The sequence below is a fragment of the Pseudomonas sp. yb_2 genome, assembly GCF_043103905.1.
In the GTDB taxonomy this organism is placed as follows: domain Bacteria; phylum Pseudomonadota; class Gammaproteobacteria; order Pseudomonadales; family Pseudomonadaceae; genus Aquipseudomonas; species Aquipseudomonas alloputida.
On record NZ_JBICKH010000040.1, the window covers coordinates 90,322 to 108,529 of the forward strand.

Sequence of the window (18,208 nt, forward strand, 5' to 3'; positions counted from 1 at the left end):
TTGCAATCAGACGGACAGTTCCCGTTCTTCCTGATCTTTTTTCCAAGGCATCAATGACGCTTCCAGTTTGCGCACAGCGGCTTGAAGGATCAGCGCAAGCGAGATGATTGCAATGAGCGCTGCGAACACGCCTGCCGTATCCAACTGCCCGGCAGCGTCCTGCAGCAGATAGCCCAAGCCTCGGTTGGCGGCCATGATCTCGCCAACGATGGCGCCGATCAGCGCGTACGGGACCGACATCTTGAGGCCGGTAAATACCCACTGAATTGCAGAAGGCAGGACGACTTTTGTAATCAGGTGATGCTCTTTGGCACCCATCAACCGCAGAATTTCCAACTGCTCGCGCTCTACAGCACGAACACCGCTGTAGGTGTTGAGGAACACCAGGAAGAAGACGATGGTGGCGGTAAGGATGATTTTCATCTCTATGCCGATACCGAACCACATGATGAAGAGCGGAGCCAAAGCGACTTTCGGCAGGCTGTAAATCGAGACAAGAATCGGGTCGAGCAGTTTAGCCAGAAGCTCATTTCGACCGAGGATCAGGCCTACCGATATACCTGCGCAAGCGCCAAAGAAGAAGCCCACGAGGGTTTCAACCACAGTGATCCAACCATGCGAGAACAGACGGCCACTGGCGACCAGGTCAATGAAACGGCTCCCGATTTCCAATGGCGAACTCACGAAAAACGGATCGATCAATGGGCCTGAAGCGAATTGCCAGGACAGAAAGAGCACAGCAAAAATGGCGACACGGCCGATGAAGATTTTCATGTTCGTAATTCTCCGGAAGAAGGACCTTAGGCGTCATGAGAAGGAGTGATGAACTCCCAAAGATCGCCGCACAACTCGTGGTAACGCGGGTCCTTGCGTAGCTGGAGAATGTTGCGGTCATCACCTAGAGGGATGCTCACGTCGCGAACGATAGTGCCCGGACGTCCAGAGAAGATCAGGCAGCGATCGCCCAATGCCACGGCCTCATCCAGGTCGTGCGTGACGAACAGCACCGTCTTGTTGAGCTGACGGCTGAGCTTGAACAGCTCGGTCTGCATGCGCATGCGCAGCTGTGCATCAAGGGCAGCGAATGGCTCGTCCATCAGCAAGGTTTCTGGGTCATAAGCGAGCAATCGAGCCAGCGCAGCGCGCTTGCGCATGCCCCCGGAAAGCTGACTGGGATACGCCTTTTCATGCCCCTCAAGCCCAACAAGGGACAGCAGTTCGCGAATCCGCTCCTGTCGCTTGGCTTTCGAGACACCTTGGATTTCGAGCGGAATGGCGATATTGCCAGTCACATCACGCCATGGCAGCAGATGGTCGCTTTGGGTCATGTAACCGGTACGGCCGTTGATACCTTGAACAGCCTGGCCCCGGTACAGCACTTCACCTGTTGTAGGCGCGAACAGTCCGGCGACCATGTTCAAAAGAGTGGACTTGCCGCAACCCGAAGGACCGATGATGGTCACCACCTGGCCTTGTTGAATGTCGACATTGATGCTGTGGGAGGCTTGCTTGGCAACCCCCTTCACGGTGAATGACTTCGAAACCTCTCTGAACGAAATGACCGTCGGTGAGACGGCTTTTGCGCCGATAGGCTCGGGTGAGGTGGCACTTTTCAACACGGCGGTCATGGCGATACTCCCGGCACGAAGGTGGCGTTCAGCTCAAAAATTTTGGCTGTCGCAACTGAAGTGGTCGGAAGAGCGCTGCGCCGAGAAGCGGCGGAATAGAGACTGTTCATAGCGACCTACTTATTTTTATGAGTCAGAAATGAAGCGTTCTTTGATTATGCAATCGTGAGATACGAGGTCAAAGAGACTGTTCCACAGAATGGAACAGCCGTTCTTTTCACGCGATGATTGTCAAGCCATCCAGAGCGATGACCCCGCTACCCGCTGGACGAACAAGGAGCGGGTTGATTTCCGCCTCGACCAATCGGTCGCCGAGCTGCATGGCCATTTGCGAAAACGCCACGATGCATTTTACTGCGGCGTCGACGTCTGCCTTTGGCATGCCGCGGAAGCCATCCAATAGCGGGTAGGTTTTCAGTTCACACAGCATTTCCCGGGCTTGCTCTTCACTCACAGGCAGAAGATGCAAGGTCGTATCCTGGAAAAGCTCCGCAGTGACGCCTCCCATTCCGAGCAGCAGCGCTGGGCCGAGCTGAGGGTCCCGGTGGAAGCCGAGGATCAGCTCCTGCCCACCAGTGACCATCTCCTGGACCAGGAACGACTCCGGGATGAAGCCGACATGCCCGCCGACTTCATCGCGCATGCGCTCCAAACGATCCCCGATAGTGTCTGAAGTAAGATGCAACGCTACTCCACCTACTTCACTTTTGTGCGGGATCAGTTCCGAGAGCACTTTCAAGGCTACATGCCCGCCAAGTTCGCTCGCAGCCTGCGCTGCCTCCTGCCCGCTCTTCACCACCAGTTCGCGAGTGACCGTGATGCCAAAGCCCGCGTACAAGCGCTTGCTACGCTCTTCATCAAGCGGACCACTTGGCAGTTCTTCCACCCTAGCTGCTGCAGCTGACGGGGCTATATCGGCCGCACTTGCCGAGCTCCCCTGACCGCTCATGACCAAAGCCTTGAGCGCGCTGGCGCAGCTCTCAGGGGCGTTGAACGCAACACCACCCGAGCCGTTGATACGCTGAGCTGCTGCGGGGGCGTGGGGACTGATGTAGGCCAAGACCGGCTTATCCGAACTAGCTAGGCTGTCGCGGATAGCGTCCGCCATCAAATGAGGTTGAGCGACACCCGATGAGCCAACTACGGTGACCACAGCATCATAGTCATCGCTGTCGAGCAGAATGCCGATGGCGCTGCGCATCAACTCTGGCTGCAAGCCTGCCAGGGTCAAATCGATGGGATTACGGTCGAGCACCGCTTGGTCACCGATGTCCAAGTTACGCAGCCTCTCGGCAGTTTCCGGCCCAGGCGCAGGTGTTTCGAAACCGCTCATGCCCAGGTTGTCAGCGATCAGTGTGCCAGCTCCACCGGTCGAGGTCAGGATCGCCACTCGACGGCCATTCATTGATCTTCCGCTTGCCAACGCGAAGGGGATATCGAGCAAATCCGCGAAGGTTTCGGCGCGGATCACGCCAAGCTGCTTGAAGTAAGCGGAGTACAGGTCGTCAGAGCCAGCCAGCGCGCCCGTGTGCGAATTGGCCGCATGAGCACCTGCCTCGGACCGTCCTACCTTGTAAACCACAACTGGCTTACCAGCACTGCGGGCCTTGCGAGCTGCTCGAGTGAATTTTTCGCTGTCGCGCAGTCCTTCGATGTACAGCGCAATGACCGATGTGGTTGGGTCATCAGCGAGGTAGTCGACGAAGTCTGCAACGTCGAGATCCACTTCGTTACTGGTAGAAATGAGCTTCGAGAAGCCAATTCCAGCAGCGACACCGCGAGAAAGAAGCGCGCCCAGGATACCTCCGCTCTGAGAAACCACTGCGACGCGGCCGGGGAGCAGCTGGTCCATGTCCAATGCACCACTTGCAGAGAGGGTCACGCGCTCCGTGAGATTAACCAGCCCGATAGTATTAGGACCAAGGATTCTCATCGAGCCTCGTGCCGCCTTGAGCTCTTCTTGCCGTTGAGCCCCGGTTGTGCCGGTCTCACCATAACCACCTGCCAGTACGATCGCTGCTGGGCAGCCGCGCGCAGCGAGATCGGCAACAGCCTGGTTGGCCCGCTCTGGACCAAGCAGAATGATCGCGACATCCGGTACTTCCGGCAAAGCATCCACGGAGGGGTAGCAGCGCAATCCATCAATTTCCTCGTACCGCGGGTTCACCGGGTACAGCCGGCCCTCGAAGCCGTGCTTGCGAAGAAATGCGATGGGACGGCCGGAGGTTTTTCGAGCATCACCCGATGCGCCGATGACGGCAACGCTGGCAGGGCTGAGAAGGCGTGCAATTTGGTCCATGATTTAGCTCCGCTCTGCCTTGCGAGCAAGGAAGGCGGCAACCGACTCCTGATGCTCGCTGGAGGTGTAGCAGATGCCCTGGGCTTGGCTGCCCATGGAGAAGATCTGGCTCTGAGTCAGCTCAAAGGTGTTGTTCAGGATCGACTTGCTCAGCGCCAGAGCAGTAGCCGAGCCAGCAGAGATCTGCTGAGCCCAATCCTGAGCTGCCGGGAGAAGGTTCTCATGCGGTGCCACGCGATCGATCATCCCGATCTGCTGTGCTTCGAGTGGCGAAACGGCGCGGCCGCTGAAGATCAACTCTTTTGATTTGCTCAGCCCTACACGGCGTGGAAGGAAGTACAAACCACCGCCATCAGGGATCAGGCCCCGCGCGATGTAACTCATAGCGAACGAAGCTTGCTCGGAGGCGATGATGAAGTCACAGCTCAGCGCCATGTCGCAGCCCAGTCCGGTTGCCGCGCCATTGACTGCAGCGATGGTGGGTTTAGGCAGGTTATGGAGCAGAGACACTGCGTGGTGGACGCGCTGCTGACGCTTCCAGCCGTTGAAAGCTACCGAACCGGCCGGTGCACTCATTCGGGCTTGCATGCCCTTGATGTCCCCGCCGGCGCAGAACCCTTTGCCAGCGCCGGTCAGGATCAGCGCTTTGATGCTGCTGTCCGCCGCGACATGCTCAAGGTGCTCGATGAGCAGCGATCGCATTTCATCGCTGATGGCGTTACGTGCCTCTGGACGGTTGAGCGTCAGGGTTGCAATACCGTCAGTGACGGTAAGGTCGATCGGAGTCGACAATTCCGTGGAAGTCGTCATGCGGTGCCTCTCTTATTATTCGGTTGATTGACCGCCCAGCAATGAGCCAAGCTTGATTCCAATCTGAGGGAGAGTGATTTTCATGACAACGCGACCGTTCCACCTATTGGAACATGGCGAGAGCGGCCTTACCTCCCCTCACATTCCCGGGCAAGGCAAGGCACCGCTCAATCGCTCGCTGGAGCGCGGGCTAGATATTCTTCGCGCCTTCAGACCTGGCAGCGAACATCTGACCAATGGGGACCTGAGCGAGATCACCGGACTATCAAAGTCCACTGTCAGCAGACTTACACAGACCCTCGTAAGGTCTGGCTTCCTGGATTTCGACAGTATTTCCAGAGGCTACAGGCTAGCGCCTTCGGTACTTGGCATGGCTCACTCCATGTACCACGGCAGCTTTCTGCTTCAAGTCGCTACGCCTCTGATGGCCCAGGTGGCGCGAGACCACCAAGTGAATGTTGGCCTAGCCGCAGCGGACGGCGACGAGATGATTTACCTCGAGTCGATACGTTTTAGTAAACGCAAATCTCCGCGAAACGTACTGACCGGCCAGCGGCTGCCCATGGAAATGACATCCTTGGGTAGAGCCTATCTCTCGATCCTGAACGACGCGCAACGACGGCCCCTGATCGAGCTGTTCAGATCAAGACGATGCGAAGCCAGAGCTGGACAACTCATATCAGATATCGAGGCCGCGATTACCGATGTAGAAAACAACGGCTATTGCGTTGCTTCATGGCAGCCTGAAGTCATCGCTATCGCTACCCCACTGAACCACCCGGTCTACAAGACACACGCTCTGAACATCAGCCTTTCAACGGTCGAAGCTCCCGGAGGAGTCATCGATCGGTATGCTCCAATCCTCCTGTCGCTCGCAGAATCCATCCGAGCATCACTCAACCAGCCCGGGGACGAGTGAGCGGAGAGCATAGCTAGCGAGCCCTGCCCTTTGCCCATCCTTATACGACCGACGAAAAAAACCGCCTAGCAAACCCGCACGGTAGCTAAGCGGTGTGAGAAAGCCCTGGGCATTAACCAGATGTCATCACCAAGTACTGGAAAAACCTGACCCTTCAGCGGAACTTAGCAGATGGCATAAGCCCGAATTTCGAATTGGCATCGACCATCTCCATTGGCTGTTCCAAAGCCATGACATGCCCGGCGCTTCAGAAGCCTAGCGTTTGGTGTTCAGTTCCATCCCAAGCATGAATTTCAAGATATTGGGGACCACAGTCCATGGTTGGTCTTGAAAACACCCATATCTTATGTTCATGGCGTGTAAAGGTAGCCCAGAAGGATAAGTAACAGAAGGAAAACAGCAAATGCTTTGTTTTCATAAGTAACGATACCAATTAAGCATGGCGCGAGCATGCCGTAAAGTTATGGCAGGCCATGGCTAAAAGGTTTTGGCACTGACCGTCTTCTCTGCTCTATGCTGCGCGGCCCTGCCCCTACAAAAATAATGGCTACCTAAATGACAACCTTGAGTGTACCCATTGCACAGGAAAGAGATCCTGCCGAAATACACGCGTGCAAACAAGCCGCAATACGACTTATACCGCTTCTAGCGCTTGCTTACTTCTTCAACTATCTGGATCGTACAAACGTAGGATTCGCTTCACTAACAATGAACGAGGATCTCGGGCTCACAGCGTCGCAATTTGGCTTTGCCGCAGGTATCTTCTACTTAGGCTACTGTATGTTTGAGGTGCCTAGTAATCTGGCACTCTATAAATACGGTGCACGTCGCTGGCTTGCGAGAATCATGATTACGTGGGGACTGTTTGCCTCCGCCACCTCCCTTGCACAAGGCCCAACCAGCTATGCCGTGATTCGGTTACTTGCCGGAATTGCCGAAGCAGGTTTCTTTCCTGGCGTGATCTTCTTCCTTTCGTTGTGGTTCCCCGCTCATTACCGCACGAAGGTCATGGTTTGGTTTCTTTTCGCGATTCCAATGTCCTCCGTGCTCGGCGGCCCCTTGTCTGCCGCAATGTTGGAAATGGATGGTATCTGGGGCTTTGCAGGGTGGCAGTGGTTGCTTGTCTTGCAGGGTCTCCCGGCCTGTTTCTTGGGGCTCTTGTGTTTGCGCTTACTGGCGGACAGGCCAGCTGACGCGCACTGGCTTACACCCGAGGAGAAGCGGGCTCTACAGGCAGTTCTCGATGCCGAACATGAATCCAAGAGCGCTCATAGTTTCAAACAGTCACTCAAGGATCCGAGGGTTTGGTTGCTCGCAGCAATTCTCTTCAGCTACATCATTGGTATCTTGGGCATCGGCGTTTGGCTTCCACAGATCCTCAAGAGCCATAACTTGACAAATATGCAGATTGGGTGGATCTCCGCTGCCCCTTATTTGATCGCCAGTGCAGCCATGCTGATTTGGGCCAAACTGCTCGCCCGTAAAAGACGTTATATTTTGCATCTTGCGCTGACATGCGGCACGGGCGCGGCTGGCTTCATCTTCTCTGTGGTTTACAGTGACTTACTTCCAGCTCTATTCGGGCTCACAGTAGCATTGATTGGACTCTGCTCCGTGCGGACCTGTTTCTACAGCATCCCGTCGACATTTTTGAGCAAGCAAGCCGCCGCTGGGGGTATTGCTTTCATCAACGCGACTGGCAGCCTTGGTGGCTTAGTAGGACCTTACGCAGTCGGCTGGCTCAAGGATGTCACTGGATCCTTCAGCGCCGGCTTGATGGGCATGGCATTCATGCTTTGCTTGGCTACCGTGCTGACCATCGTTCTTAGCTTCATGGTCAAGGAGAGAAAATAGACGGCTGACTAGGTGATACCGCATGCAGGTGGCCCATGAGTAACCTGCATGCGGGGGAGCATTGACCTTACTGACGACATCCTTCGAGGATGACCGCTTTCGACCCAAAGCGGCCGTTCATGAAAGTTTGGTGGCAATTCCAAACCTAGGCTCCGCATTCCGTTTAATCTTAGAATTACCAATATCGTTCAATTACTTATTTTTAGTTCGAGAATGTCATCTCCAGAGTCATCTCTTTTCCCTGTTGGGCTCCACCCCAGATGTCGGTAAAATCCATAAGACCTAACATCCGGATCGCTGGAACAAGCCAAGAACACGCGAGGAAGCCCTTGATTTTTGAGTTGATCCACCATCATCGCAAGCAGCGATTTGCCGATCCCCAGGCCCTCGTACGATGGAAGAAGGGCTAGAACAACAATCTCGCCGGTATCCCGATCTCCAAAGCAGTAGCCAATCATCCGGCCATTTTCACACGCTACGAAGCCAGGGCAACTGCCGTCTCGGATGCCCGTGCTCCAAGATTCGGTGGTAATGCCAAGCGCATGCAGTTCCTCTGATGAGAATGCATTTTCTCGCGTCAACCCTCGGATTTTTATACACAGGGAGGCGTCATCCGGGTGGGCAGGCCGATAGGTTATGTTAGTCATGAATTTATCACTGTATTGACGAACTTCTAGTTCAAGGGATATGAAATACCTGCCATAGCTGATATCCAATCAAACCCAACATTCGTTCAACCGTTTCGTAATGTCAAACGAATCGATGTTTTAAAATGTAATTACGTTCAGACACTCCCAATGTCCGTTTTGAGTCGGTTAGCGCCTCTGGATTGGGTTGACCATCCTTGTCCTACCTCACATGGAGGACAAGCCATGAACGCCATTACGACCAGCAGCCATCAGCCTTGGAACAAAGGAACATTGGTCGGGCAGAAAGCTCCGCTCCGACTGAAAGATATCTGGGCCATTCGGGTAAGGCTCCAAATCGCGGAGGAAACTCGTGATTTAGCCCTTTTCGATCTGGCCATCGATAGCAAGCTACGAGCCTGCGATCTGACCAAGCTTCGCGTACGCGACGTTGCTCATGGGGAGCACGTGTCATCGCGGGCGATAGTGATGCAGCAGAAAACTCAACGTCCCGTACAGTTTGAAATTACAGAGCAGACGCGGCTGGCCCTACAGGCCTGGATACATCAAGCCCAACTCCACAGCGAGGATTGTCTTTTCCCAAGCCGGCTACACGCCTCAGTGCATCTCTCCACCCGGCAGTACGCCCCAATCGTCAAAGCGTGGATAAAGTCTATTGGGCTAGATCCTGCTATGTACGGCACCCACACGATGAGACGTACAAAGGCATCGCTGATCTATCGCAGGACAAAGAACCTGAGAGCAGTTCAGCTCCTGCTCGGCCATACAAAGCTTGAAAGCACGGTGCGATACCTGGGCATTGAAGTCGATGACGCATTGGAGATGGCAGAGCAGACGGAGGTCTGACAGCGTCCAGCGACGGTCGAGGTATGACCGTCGCGATTCGACCCAGAGCGGCCTTTACCGAGGCCTAAGAACGGTCATAGTCGCCATGAGCGCTCACCGAAGACTCGCTTCCGCGGGTAGGCAGCCAGAAGTCGAAATGGTTACCCAGCATGATTGAATGCACACAGCTAAGATCTGACTATGCATCTTAATCTCGAACGCGAAAACGTGGCCGCTGTATTGGATCAGGTTGGATACAACTGATCATCTATCGAGACTGTAAGTGGCGAATGTACTCCGCCGGTATGGAGTGTGGTATCAGTTTCAATAATCATCACCGCACATTCATCCTCGGCGATCGGCTTGTGTCGCATCTGCTTGGGAATTACGCAAAACTCTCCTGCGTTCAAGACAATGGTGCGATCTTCGAGCTGAATACGAAGCGTGCCATAGATCACTGAAAACATCTCGTCCTCATGTTCGTGAGCATGCCAAACGAATTCTCCTTTCAGTTTTGCAATTTTGACGAATTGATTATTGACGCGACCAAGGACTCGCGGCTTCCAGTATTCTCTGAGCGCATCCAGTTCATCTCGTAGGTTAATGCTATCTAAAGTGTTTATCATACTCTTGCTTCTGCCTGTTAGTCAGTCTGAGCCCTGCAATCTAAAGAAAAGCGTGAATTCTGAGTAGCGACGAATTACAATACCGGCATTAACGTTGCTAATGGCCTGATATGAATAAAACTCACAACCTTGATCTGGCGCTACTCAGAGCCTTTGTCGAGGTGGCGGATACGGGGAGCATGAGCGTTGCGTCAGTCAATCTACATCTGACTCAAGGAGCTGTGAGCCAGCGAATCAAGCGCCTGGAGGCATTTCTCGGCTGTCAGTTATTACTGCGTGACACACAGGGCAGTCGTTTGACCTCGATAGGAACATCGCTGCTGCCAGATGCCCGTCGCCTGCTGCGGACACATGACGCCTTCTGTACATCCATTGGCGGTAGGGAAACAGCCGCCTTGGTGCGCCTAGGGCTCCCTTTCGATATGGCCGGAGCCCCGCTTGTCCCCTTACTCAAAGCTTTTAGTACTGTCTTTCCGAGGGTAGAGGTAAAGATTTTCAGCGCTTCCTCGACGGATCTCGACCAAGCGTTCAGCAATGGAAAACTCGATCTGGTACTCAGTCAGGGCCCGGTTGACGTCGAATTGGGCGAAAGGGTGGCTGTGGATCAATTGGTATGGTTGGGCAACGAGGCGACAGCAGCACAGCGGCCGTTGGCGCTGTGCTTCCTGACCGCGAATTGTGCCTTTCGTGATACCGTTTTTCAGCGTCTCGGCGAAGAAGGTATCGTCGGAAAGATGGTGTTCGAAAATACATCAGCCGATACCACATTGACCATGGTTCGCAATGGGCTTGCAGTTACACCTTGGCTGCGGAGTCTCGCGCCTGAAGATATCATCCTGTCATTAGCAGATTGTGGGCTACCGACACTGCCCGAGTTCGCGGTGCGACTCCAGTCGGTGGATCATGCCAATCGTCCTATTTCTGGTCTTGCGGACCTAATCAGGGATCATTTCAAGCGCTCAGGCATCTAGCTCCGAATTAATTGAAGTCTTTACCTAAAGCGGCCTATTGGGTCTAGGCAAGCACAACAGCGGCAAGCTGGCCTTCAACCGACAAGTTATGAGCGGTCATTTGTAAACGACTATTTTTGAACTATCGCTTCCAATCGCCTTCGGCAGCTTCGGGTCGAAAGCAGCCATTCACGACCGGCAACTAACGCCCCGCTAGCCGCGGGGCGCATCGATCGGCTCAAGCTACCTCTCCATCCTCAATCAGAGCCCACAGCCTAGCCGCCTCGGCAAACTCCAGCATGTCAGCCAGCTGGCCCGCAGATTGGCTCATCATCTCCCTTCTCATCCCCCAGTCCGACGTTGCCGGTACGCTCGCAGCTCGCATTGTCCCCCTCCCCCAGCGCTCATTGATGTCATCCATCACCTGCATCAGCCGGTCACATGCCACCGATTGCTTGAGCGCGAACAAATCCTCTGAAAACTCACCTGGTTGCCGCAGGTCCATCAGCAGCACCTCGGCCTTGCTGTAGCGGAACCCAGGCCTGAACGGATCGGTGATGTCGACCACGCCACCTGTCTGCGCCTGCAAGCGCTTAGCAGTATGGTTGGCCAGCTTCGCGAGCGTCTTCGTGCCAGCAATGTCGACCCCCACCGGAATCCCCGTGCACTGGAAGATCCTCGAGCGCAGCTTTCGCCCAAACTGGGTCAGGTTTTCCTGAATGCCGGTGAGGTCAGCGAAACACTCGTCGATGCTGTAGACCTCAGTTGCCGGCACCATGGACTCAATCAGCGTCATAACCCGCTCGCTCATGTCGCCGTTTATGTGGAATAGAAATTCAACCCCCCTTTCACTGCATTTTTGGTCCAAAACGAAGCAAGCATCGAATCCGCCCGAGGGCACAACTGGCTGGTGCACGACCTCTACCTGGATGTAGGATTCTCTATCCCCCCATTACCGCCGAGAAAAGGACGTCGCGTGAACCAGTGCCCCTATAATTTCGCGCGTTCGTTCGGTGATAGACACCTCCACTTCGATATGCCCCCAACCCCTGCTGGTCAAATCCTTGATCGCGGCGAGCTCCACGTTCACATGAACGGCGCAATTCCAGCAGCAACCATACGCGAGATCCTGAACGACGAAGCAACGGAGCTGCCACCGGACTTTGTAATTGAGAAAGACCTAATTCGTAGCGAGCCCTGCACATCCCTGGCAACCTACCTGAGGCCTTGGCAGGTGCTGCGGCTATTTCCGAGAAAGCGTGAGAATCTGGATAGGATTTCCCAGGCAGTTGTCGCAAGTCTCGCTGGAAACGGAGTGCGTTTTGTCGAGCTACGCAGCAGCGTATTGTACCTGGCGACCCTCCAACGATGCTCAGTTACGCAGGCTCTGGAACACCTCATAGAATCGACCCGTCTCGCCACCGAACCCTATGGTATGCGTAGAGGGTTGATCATGACGGTAACTCGCGGCGACTATGCTGCGGTTGGACTTGCCACCCTCCTTCAAGCCTATCGGGATCTTGGTGAGCCAGACGATGTGGTAGGTCTTGATCTTGCCGGCGATGAGGAGATCCCTTACCCCGCAGAACTGCCATCGTTGTTTCTTGCGGCCAAGGAGCAATTGGGGCTAGGCATAACTATCCATGCGGGCGAAACCGGACGGGTGGATAACGTTAGAGCCGCCGTCGAACTGTTTGGCGCTGATCGCATTGGTCATGGCACTGCTGCTAGCCAAGATCCTGCGTTGCTGGAGCTACTGGCTGCGCGCGACATTTGCATCGAGGTCTGCCCGATCAGCAACCGCCTGACCGGAGCGGTCCCTGCCAATCAGGCCCATCCTTTACGGGAATTTCGCCGGTGCGGCGTGCCCTTTGTTATTTGTTCAGACAATCCGGCCATCCATCAACGTGGGCTTGCGGACGATTATGCAGTTGCCATGTCCGAAGGTCTCACTGCGGATGAGATAAACCAGCAGTTTGCGACCGCCAAACGCTATTCCTTCCTAGAGGATCTGAGTTGAAAATTCGTTTTATGTCTGGCAATCATCACAAGATTGCCGAGGTCCAGCGCATTCTCGGCCCTGTAGGCGTGGAAATCGTGCCAGTGTCGCGGAAGATCGAGGAGTTACAAACCGAAGATGTTGAGCTTTTGGTAAGAGATAAGTTAATCAAAGCGTTTCAGGCGATCGGTCACCCACTTTTTATCGAGCATACTGGCCTATACCTGAAAGGTCTAAATGGGCTGCCGGCAGGCCTGACCCAAATTTTCTGGGACCGGCTGGAAGCCGATCGATTCGCCGCCCTCGTTGCCGGGCTTGGGGATTCAGCAGTCACGGCGAAAACGGTGCTGGGATACTGTGATGGATGTGAGATCCATTTGTTCGAAGGCGCTATCGATGGGACGGTGCCCCCTTTGCCAGCTGGCTCCAAGGATTTCCAGTGGGATTGTGTTTTCGTGCCAGATGGCCACACCCAAACCTTTGCTGAAATGGGTTCCGCCAAGGACGACATTTCTATGCGACGAAAAGCCTTGGACAAATTCGCGGCCCATTTAAAAACTGCAAGAGGTCCACGATGAACGCCGAATTGATGCGGGCCTACAGCACCAACAAGTTGATGCTATTCGTCGGTGCCGGTGTCTCCGCCAACCTGAAGCTGCCCACCTGGGACGAGTTGATTGCGCACATCGCGCGAGAGCTGGGATACGACCCCAAAATTTTCGCCACCTACGGCACGCCCCTAGCCTTGGCAGAGTATTACATTAAGAAAAAAGGCAGTTTGGGCGCGCTTCGCAGCTGGATGGACCGCGAATGGCACAAAACCACCACCGATGTTACTCAGTCCGACATTCACCGTTTGATAGCCGAGGGAAGGTTTGCGCGGATTTACACCACAAACTATGACCGTTGGCTGGAGTTGGCTCATAAGGCTTTCGGCGTTCCGTATGACAGGATTGCCAACGTGGCCGACCTTGCCAACACGTCAGATGGTCGCCGTCAGATCATAAAATTCCATGGTGACTTTGAGGACGACGCCACAATTGTCCTTGGCGAAACCAGTTACTTTCAACGTTTAAATTACGACTCACCGCTCGACATCAAGCTTAGCCACGATGTCCTCTGCAATTCGGTGTTGTTTATCGGATACAGCCTTAACGATATCAACATCCGCCTGATGTTCTCTAGGCTGTCTCAGATGTGGGGACGTTCTTCCCTTGCATCCACTCGCCCCAAATCTTATTTCTTCACAAACCGCCCAAATCCGGTCGCTCAAGAAGTGCTCGGCCAGTGGGGCATCGAGATGATCATTGCCGAGGAGGATGACCCCAAACAGGCGCTAACTATCTTGTTACAGAATCTGGTAAATGAGTCCGGGGCTTAGCGGGGTTTAGGTTCTGGCGCAGTTGCCTTTTAGGGGGAGCTGCTGACTTCGCCTTGCAAGGATCGTGTTGCTGGTGGCGATAGAGGAATTGTGGGCGGCAAGAATGCCGGTGGGTGAGAAATGCAGCGAGGCGTGTTGAATACCGGTCATGAAGGCGGGGAGCGAAAAGCGCCGAATGAGTTGTAATAAGCAACTTGTCCTCACTCGGAAATCCCTTTCAGAAGCGCACAGCCTATACCTAGATGGTTGGGGCTTCTACGCTAAGGGTCGGAGGCAGCCATTGCTGATGTTGCCGGTCGTTGTTGCGAAGCGTGCCCACAACCATCAGCGGTGTCTCCCAAAAGCCCTTCATCTGTGTCTGCGCCATGATGATTCTCAAAAGCTTTCCAGTGCTATCGCCCTCGCTGTAGCCGAAACGCTTCTGGCCACAGATCACTTTCATGACGCTCTCATAACTGGCATTGGGGTCAGCGGCTTTCTGACTGCGGCCTAGTTTTATTTCCTGCGGGAAAAAACTTGAAAATATTTCCTATCACATCATCTTCCTGCTGCTAGTTAACTGAGAAGCGTATTTCTCACCCGGTAGCCGAGCCTCCCAGGCAATTATTCTGTCGAGATCGTTCAACGGGTTCGGCACCATCCATCGACCGCCACTACGCGATCGATTGAACTCCCCGACCACTTGGCACCTATCACTGCGTCACTTCACGATAAGCGTCTCTTTTCCTGTCTCAGGATCACGAGACCACTTAATGTCGCAAGGGTCATCATTCCCAACCTGGCGAAATAACGAAATCACCTCATCGATACTGATGAAGTACAGGCATTTATCCTTGTCGAGATCTGAGCTGAAGAATGCTCCGTCCAGTCCGCCTCCCCAAGATATCGCGAAAACGAAGCTATGAATGATCCGCCCACAGACAAAGATAACGTCCCGCCCCTCCTGACTGGCCTTGGAGAGGTCGTAGAGCTCATCTAAGCGGTGATTGTTACGCCATGTCACGCGCTTCAGATTTGGATGCTTATGAAGAGGGATAGTACGGTGGCGGGCATTGTCGGTGATCTTGGCAGGGGCCTCTAGGAGCTTCCTGACGGAGTAGAAGCCAATAAAGATGTCGCGTTCCACCTGGGCCAGCTCTTCATCAGACAGGGCACTGGCCGTTTTGAGGTGCTCAAGACGATCCGCCATCTCTAGCAGCGGTTGTTTCCAGCACCAACTCTCCCAGATCATCTTGTGAGCCCTCTTAAGTCGCCATAGCGATTTGGATCGATAATGCCTGACATTCCGGGCTTGGGATAGGTAACAGGAATCGACGCTTGACCTGGCCTGAAGACTGAGCCTTCACCCGCAGCGGTCGATTCAAGCCACGACCTTTGAGGAGCGGCCTCAGATCTTGCCCGAGCTACCAGTGAAGGGTGTCGTCACTTTCGCCACCGCCTCATTAGACAGTTGAAAACTCAGCCTGAGGCCAGGAAACTTCGTAACATCCGGCGCTGACCACACTCACTTGCTAGGAGGTCCAGTGACAGCCCGCCCTAAATACTCTCGTTTTTTTGAAAAACAAGCCTCAAACCGCGACTCTACGCCGGCGCCTCAGTCGTCCCCTATCGCTACATGGTTAGCAAAAGCCATGACTTATTCAGGACTGATGGCCAACGCCTCTCAGGTCTTGATGCTAGCTGTAGTCGTAGTTGGCTATTTTTACACAGTGCGGCCAGTTTTCCAGAAAGAGGTGGTCTCCGAGGATCTCGCTCGCCTGCAGCTTGAACAACGAAAGCTTCAGCATCAAATGGAGGGGCAAGCGGAATCCCTGCTAGCTGGGGAGGCGAAAAATAAGGATCTGGCTGATCAGCGAGCTTCAATCGAGAAGCAGATTGTGACCCTCAACCAGAAGGTAGGAGACGCTGAGAAGTCTGCCCGCGATGCCATGCTTAGGGCACAACGGGCAACAGCTGAAGCCAAAACGGCTGAATCCACCCTTGCCGGCCTTCAAGCGCAACACTACGGGCTAAAAGTGCAAAGCCTCCTAGGCCAAACAGCGCTGCCAAGCAGCATGACTCATGTCCTGAACAGATCAGCAAGCACACTACCCTTTGCGGTCTTCAAGGATGAGAAAGCAGGTTCTATCGCACAAAAATTACAATCGTTGGAGCTTCGCCCCCTCGATCTAGCGAAGTCAACACTCTCTCAACTGCAAGAGCAAGCCAGGAAGAATTCCCGAGCGCCCAGCGCGGCCATCGATGCATTGTTGGCGCGCAATTATGAAAAGGGCATGATCGAGCACACTCAAGACTTGATATGCCCCACTCCTGCATATGCGGACTGGCAGTCTGCATTTCAGTCGGCAGTGCAGGCAAGCGAAGGGAACATTCGGGACTGCGTGCGCGAATCTTGGGCCGATCGAGTAACACGGGAAGGCTGGTCACCTTCCGATATTCGCAACCTCCAAAAAACCGACTATTGGAAACAGCTCGAAAGCAGCTTCAACGCCTCATGCAAATTGTCCTACAGCTATCTGATGCGCACAGCGTTCGAAGACGCCTGGAAGAAGGCTGATGAGGCCTGCGACGAGCGTCGGATGTATGTTAATCAACTCGTGATGGGCACGCCCTTCAAGTTACGGCTGAAAGAGTTTACGGTGGTAACACCGCCGTCAACCGAAGACATCGCCAAGCTGTTCCGAAATCGCAATACCAAGGAGCCTGCGGCTCAATTGTGAGAGGCGTCAGGGCATCCAGCTCTGCGTAATTGCTCTCGCCACTGGCAGGCCATGCAGCCGACCAAGTGTGTCTAGCGCGCCTCCATGCCCCATAGGTGCCGCCATGGGTTGCTATGCCCCGGACGAAATTGGATGATGCGGTATCAGATCGCCACCTCGGAATAGGCCGCACCTATGAGTAAGACGAACAACATTTCGATCGGCACCATGCAAAATTCGCAAGTTCAACAGGATGCTCAGCATTCCACTCAACATCTTGACCAGCGCGTTCAGGATGTGGATTTGAACGCTTTTCTCGAAGCGTTTTCTCAAAATATCGCGAGGATCAGCGATCAAACCGCGGCCCAAGCTCTGCGATCTGATGTAGAAACGATCAGGCTCCAGAACAATGCCCCGTCGCCCAAAAAAAGCGTCATCAAGGAATGTCTCGGCTCTATCAAAACGATCCTGGAGGGAGCCGCAGGCAGCGCCCTCGCGTCGTACCTACCTGCGGTAACCAGTTTGCTCGGAGCGTTCTGACGCTATGGACAGCCTGGTTTTAGAGCTGCAGCGCGATGTGCTTGACCGGACAATTCACATTCCGGATCTCCTGCGAAAAGCATTACTGGTCTCCAGAAAGCTCAAGATCAAGGACATTGAGGAATGGCTCGATAACGAACTGAATGGGTACGAACTTCGCTCAGTGCCTAGCTATCGACTCATTTCGGGGGAGCTCAAGGCCTTCAATCCGTATCGAGGGTGGATCCCGGTGGACATGGGCGGAGAGCTCCACGCTTCGATGTGTGAAACCCCAGCCCGCGATTCTGTAAGTCAGATCGCCGATCTGGTGGAGCGCACAGAGACTGGAACGGTGATCGTCAAATTCCCGGCTAATCTCAACACAGCATTCCGGAACCTCATGCGTACCGACTACGAACCAGCGCTGCACGTACCGGTACACAAATTGGTTCGCATCCTTGACGTTACGAAAACCAACATAATGGATTTTGCCCTAGACCTAGAGGCCCGAGGGATTCTCGGCGAGGGCATCAGATTCAGTAAGGCCGAAGAGCAACTGGCGCAGTCGATCACTTACAACACCATCAATATTGAGAGGATGGAAAACTCTCAGTTGCAGCAGTCGACCCATGAGTCAGGGCAGCGCAAGAGGTAAGGCTCCGAGTGCCCTTAGCTTCAGTGCATAAAAAAACGGCCTGATGGCCGTTTTTATAGTGTTGCTTGAGAGTCAGGAAACCCAAGACTCTACCGGCCCTGAACCATAATTCGCTTTCCATTCCTTTAGCCGCTTATGATTCCCGCCTTTGGTCTTGATCACCTCGTTGGTATCGGTAAGTCGCCCGCCTCTGGCCTACAGCTGTCCGCCACGAAGGGCAGCTATGGGTCGATTGCTGCCGTTCACGATCATGGATATCGTCATGCCGACCTCTTCGCTATATTAGGTCTGATAAGCCACAGGTTATCCGACCTAAATGTCACAAAGGCCCTGGATGCCACATTCTCGTCTGCTGATCACACGGCCGCTTCTCTATCTGCATTAAGTGGGCTGAACA

Annotated in this window: 20 protein-coding genes; 10 read left to right on the forward strand and 10 right to left on the reverse strand. The window is 54.3% G+C overall.

Annotation, left to right across the window (positions count from 1 at the left end; translation table 11 throughout):
• Positions 1-6: 6 nt before the first annotated feature.
• From ACF8FB_RS10500 to ACF8FB_RS10515, 4 genes are all read right to left on the reverse strand, one after another.
• Positions 7-774, reverse strand: coding sequence for an ABC transporter permease (locus ACF8FB_RS10500; protein ID WP_392511296.1), 768 nt, complete (start codon positions 772-774; stop codon positions 7-9).
• 26 nt (positions 775-800) lie between these two features.
• Entirely contained in the window at positions 801-1,628 is an 828-nt protein-coding gene (locus tag ACF8FB_RS10505) for an ABC transporter ATP-binding protein (protein WP_392511297.1), read from the reverse strand.
• Between the two features lie 217 nt (positions 1,629-1,845).
• On the reverse strand, positions 1,846-3,927 hold the full coding sequence (locus tag ACF8FB_RS10510) for an acetate--CoA ligase family protein (protein WP_392511298.1): 2,082 nt from the start codon (positions 3,925-3,927) through the stop codon (positions 1,846-1,848).
• Positions 3,928-3,930: 3 nt separating this feature from the next.
• Positions 3,931-4,737, reverse strand: a complete 807-nt coding sequence (locus ACF8FB_RS10515) for an enoyl-CoA hydratase/isomerase family protein (protein ID WP_392511299.1) — start codon at positions 4,735-4,737, stop codon at positions 3,931-3,933.
• Between the two features lie 82 nt (positions 4,738-4,819).
• On the opposite strand from ACF8FB_RS10515, the gene ACF8FB_RS10520 reads away from it, so the two are divergent.
• Both ACF8FB_RS10520 and ACF8FB_RS10525 read left to right on the forward strand, forming a co-directional pair.
• Positions 4,820-5,656 carry an IclR family transcriptional regulator gene (locus ACF8FB_RS10520; RefSeq protein WP_392511300.1) on the forward strand — a complete coding sequence of 279 codons (837 nt, stop codon included), beginning with the start codon at positions 4,820-4,822 and terminating at the stop codon, positions 5,654-5,656.
• A 555-nt stretch (positions 5,657-6,211) separates the two neighbouring features.
• On the forward strand, positions 6,212-7,510 hold the full coding sequence (locus ACF8FB_RS10525; RefSeq protein ID WP_392511301.1) for an MFS transporter: 1,299 nt from the start codon (positions 6,212-6,214) through the stop codon (positions 7,508-7,510).
• Positions 7,511-7,698: 188 nt separating this feature from the next.
• Here the strand turns inward: ACF8FB_RS10525 and ACF8FB_RS10530 are convergent, their stop codons facing one another.
• A complete protein-coding gene (locus ACF8FB_RS10530; RefSeq protein WP_392511302.1) occupies positions 7,699-8,226 on the reverse strand; it encodes a GNAT family N-acetyltransferase in 528 nt (175 codons plus the stop codon).
• Between the two features lie 156 nt (positions 8,227-8,382).
• On the opposite strand from ACF8FB_RS10530, the gene ACF8FB_RS10535 reads away from it, so the two are divergent.
• Positions 8,383-9,003, forward strand: a complete 621-nt coding sequence (locus ACF8FB_RS10535; RefSeq protein WP_020191365.1) for a tyrosine-type recombinase/integrase — start codon at positions 8,383-8,385, stop codon at positions 9,001-9,003.
• A 224-nt stretch (positions 9,004-9,227) separates the two neighbouring features.
• On the opposite strand, the gene ACF8FB_RS10540 is transcribed toward ACF8FB_RS10535, so the two are convergent.
• The gene (locus tag ACF8FB_RS10540; protein WP_392511303.1) at positions 9,228-9,608 is read right to left on the reverse strand and encodes a cupin domain-containing protein; all 381 of its coding nucleotides are present in this window, start codon (positions 9,606-9,608) and stop codon (positions 9,228-9,230) included.
• 110 nt (positions 9,609-9,718) lie between these two features.
• Here ACF8FB_RS10540 and ACF8FB_RS10545 point away from each other — a divergent pair, with 110 nt between their 5' ends.
• Positions 9,719-10,579, forward strand: coding sequence for a LysR family transcriptional regulator (locus ACF8FB_RS10545; RefSeq protein WP_392511304.1), 861 nt, complete (start codon positions 9,719-9,721; stop codon positions 10,577-10,579).
• A gap of 217 nt (positions 10,580-10,796) precedes the next feature.
• On the opposite strand, the gene ACF8FB_RS10550 is transcribed toward ACF8FB_RS10545, so the two are convergent.
• Complete coding sequence (locus ACF8FB_RS10550) at positions 10,797-11,426, reverse strand: DUF4113 domain-containing protein (protein ID WP_392511315.1); 630 nt, start codon at positions 11,424-11,426, stop codon at positions 10,797-10,799.
• A 108-nt stretch (positions 11,427-11,534) separates the two neighbouring features.
• Between ACF8FB_RS10550 and ACF8FB_RS10555 the strand changes: the two genes are divergently transcribed.
• The 3 genes from ACF8FB_RS10555 to ACF8FB_RS10565 are packed head-to-tail and all read left to right on the forward strand — an operon-like array spanning position 11,535 to position 13,938.
• The gene (locus ACF8FB_RS10555) at positions 11,535-12,578 is read left to right on the forward strand and encodes an adenosine deaminase (protein WP_392511305.1); all 1,044 of its coding nucleotides are present in this window, start codon (positions 11,535-11,537) and stop codon (positions 12,576-12,578) included.
• Complete coding sequence (locus tag ACF8FB_RS10560) at positions 12,575-13,135, forward strand: non-canonical purine NTP pyrophosphatase (protein WP_392511306.1); 561 nt, start codon at positions 12,575-12,577, stop codon at positions 13,133-13,135. Before ACF8FB_RS10555 ends, ACF8FB_RS10560 begins: the two co-directional genes overlap by 4 nt.
• The gene (locus ACF8FB_RS10565; protein ID WP_392511307.1) at positions 13,132-13,938 is read left to right on the forward strand and encodes an SIR2 family protein; all 807 of its coding nucleotides are present in this window, start codon (positions 13,132-13,134) and stop codon (positions 13,936-13,938) included. Before ACF8FB_RS10560 ends, ACF8FB_RS10565 begins: the two co-directional genes overlap by 4 nt.
• Before the next feature lie 238 nt (positions 13,939-14,176).
• Here ACF8FB_RS10565 and ACF8FB_RS10570 read toward each other — a convergent pair whose 3' ends face one another.
• Both ACF8FB_RS10570 and ACF8FB_RS10575 read right to left on the reverse strand, forming a co-directional pair.
• A complete protein-coding gene (locus ACF8FB_RS10570) occupies positions 14,177-14,380 on the reverse strand; it encodes a hypothetical protein (protein ID WP_392511308.1) in 204 nt (67 codons plus the stop codon).
• 258 nt (positions 14,381-14,638) lie between these two features.
• Entirely contained in the window at positions 14,639-15,169 is a 531-nt protein-coding gene (locus tag ACF8FB_RS10575; RefSeq protein WP_392511309.1) for a hypothetical protein, read from the reverse strand.
• Positions 15,170-15,461: 292 nt separating this feature from the next.
• Here ACF8FB_RS10575 and ACF8FB_RS10580 point away from each other — a divergent pair, with 292 nt between their 5' ends.
• The 3 genes from ACF8FB_RS10580 (at position 15,462) to ACF8FB_RS10590 (ending at position 17,811) form a co-directional block, all read left to right on the forward strand.
• The gene (locus tag ACF8FB_RS10580; protein ID WP_392511310.1) at positions 15,462-16,658 is read left to right on the forward strand and encodes a hypothetical protein; all 1,197 of its coding nucleotides are present in this window, start codon (positions 15,462-15,464) and stop codon (positions 16,656-16,658) included.
• Between the two features lie 174 nt (positions 16,659-16,832).
• Entirely contained in the window at positions 16,833-17,177 is a 345-nt protein-coding gene (locus ACF8FB_RS10585) for a hypothetical protein (protein WP_392511311.1), read from the forward strand.
• A 4-nt stretch (positions 17,178-17,181) separates the two neighbouring features.
• Positions 17,182-17,811 (forward strand): hypothetical protein, encoded by a 630-nt coding sequence (locus tag ACF8FB_RS10590; RefSeq protein WP_392511312.1) that lies wholly within the window; start codon positions 17,182-17,184, stop codon positions 17,809-17,811.
• 72 nt (positions 17,812-17,883) lie between these two features.
• On the opposite strand, the gene ACF8FB_RS10595 is transcribed toward ACF8FB_RS10590, so the two are convergent.
• On the reverse strand, positions 17,884-17,973 hold the full coding sequence (locus tag ACF8FB_RS10595) for a hypothetical protein (RefSeq protein WP_392511313.1): 90 nt from the start codon (positions 17,971-17,973) through the stop codon (positions 17,884-17,886).
• Positions 17,974-18,208: the final 235 nt, after the last annotated feature.

Excerpts from the sequence above, each read along its gene's own strand:
- ACF8FB_RS10500 (WP_392511296.1), bottom strand. The coding sequence starts at position 774 with ATGAAAATCTTCATCGGCCGTGTCGCCATTTTTGCTGTGCTCTTTCTG.
- ACF8FB_RS10505 (WP_392511297.1), bottom strand. The coding sequence starts at position 1,628 with ATGACCGCCGTGTTGAAAAGTGCCACCTCACCCGAGCCTATCGGCGCA.
- ACF8FB_RS10510 (WP_392511298.1), bottom strand. The coding sequence starts at position 3,927 with ATGGACCAAATTGCACGCCTTCTCAGCCCTGCCAGCGTTGCCGTCATC.
- ACF8FB_RS10515 (WP_392511299.1), bottom strand. The coding sequence starts at position 4,737 with ATGACGACTTCCACGGAATTGTCGACTCCGATCGACCTTACCGTCACT.
- ACF8FB_RS10520 (WP_392511300.1), top strand. The coding sequence starts at position 4,820 with ATGACAACGCGACCGTTCCACCTATTGGAACATGGCGAGAGCGGCCTT.
- ACF8FB_RS10525 (WP_392511301.1), top strand. The coding sequence starts at position 6,212 with ATGACAACCTTGAGTGTACCCATTGCACAGGAAAGAGATCCTGCCGAA.
- ACF8FB_RS10535 (WP_020191365.1), top strand. The coding sequence starts at position 8,383 with ATGAACGCCATTACGACCAGCAGCCATCAGCCTTGGAACAAAGGAACA.
- ACF8FB_RS10540 (WP_392511303.1), bottom strand. The coding sequence starts at position 9,608 with ATGATAAACACTTTAGATAGCATTAACCTACGAGATGAACTGGATGCG.
- ACF8FB_RS10545 (WP_392511304.1), top strand. The coding sequence starts at position 9,719 with ATGAATAAAACTCACAACCTTGATCTGGCGCTACTCAGAGCCTTTGTC.
- ACF8FB_RS10565 (WP_392511307.1), top strand. The coding sequence starts at position 13,132 with ATGAACGCCGAATTGATGCGGGCCTACAGCACCAACAAGTTGATGCTA.
- ACF8FB_RS10570 (WP_392511308.1), bottom strand. The coding sequence starts at position 14,380 with ATGAAAGTGATCTGTGGCCAGAAGCGTTTCGGCTACAGCGAGGGCGAT.
- ACF8FB_RS10575 (WP_392511309.1), bottom strand. The coding sequence starts at position 15,169 with ATGATCTGGGAGAGTTGGTGCTGGAAACAACCGCTGCTAGAGATGGCG.
- ACF8FB_RS10585 (WP_392511311.1), top strand. The coding sequence starts at position 16,833 with ATGAGTAAGACGAACAACATTTCGATCGGCACCATGCAAAATTCGCAA.
- ACF8FB_RS10590 (WP_392511312.1), top strand. The coding sequence starts at position 17,182 with ATGGACAGCCTGGTTTTAGAGCTGCAGCGCGATGTGCTTGACCGGACA.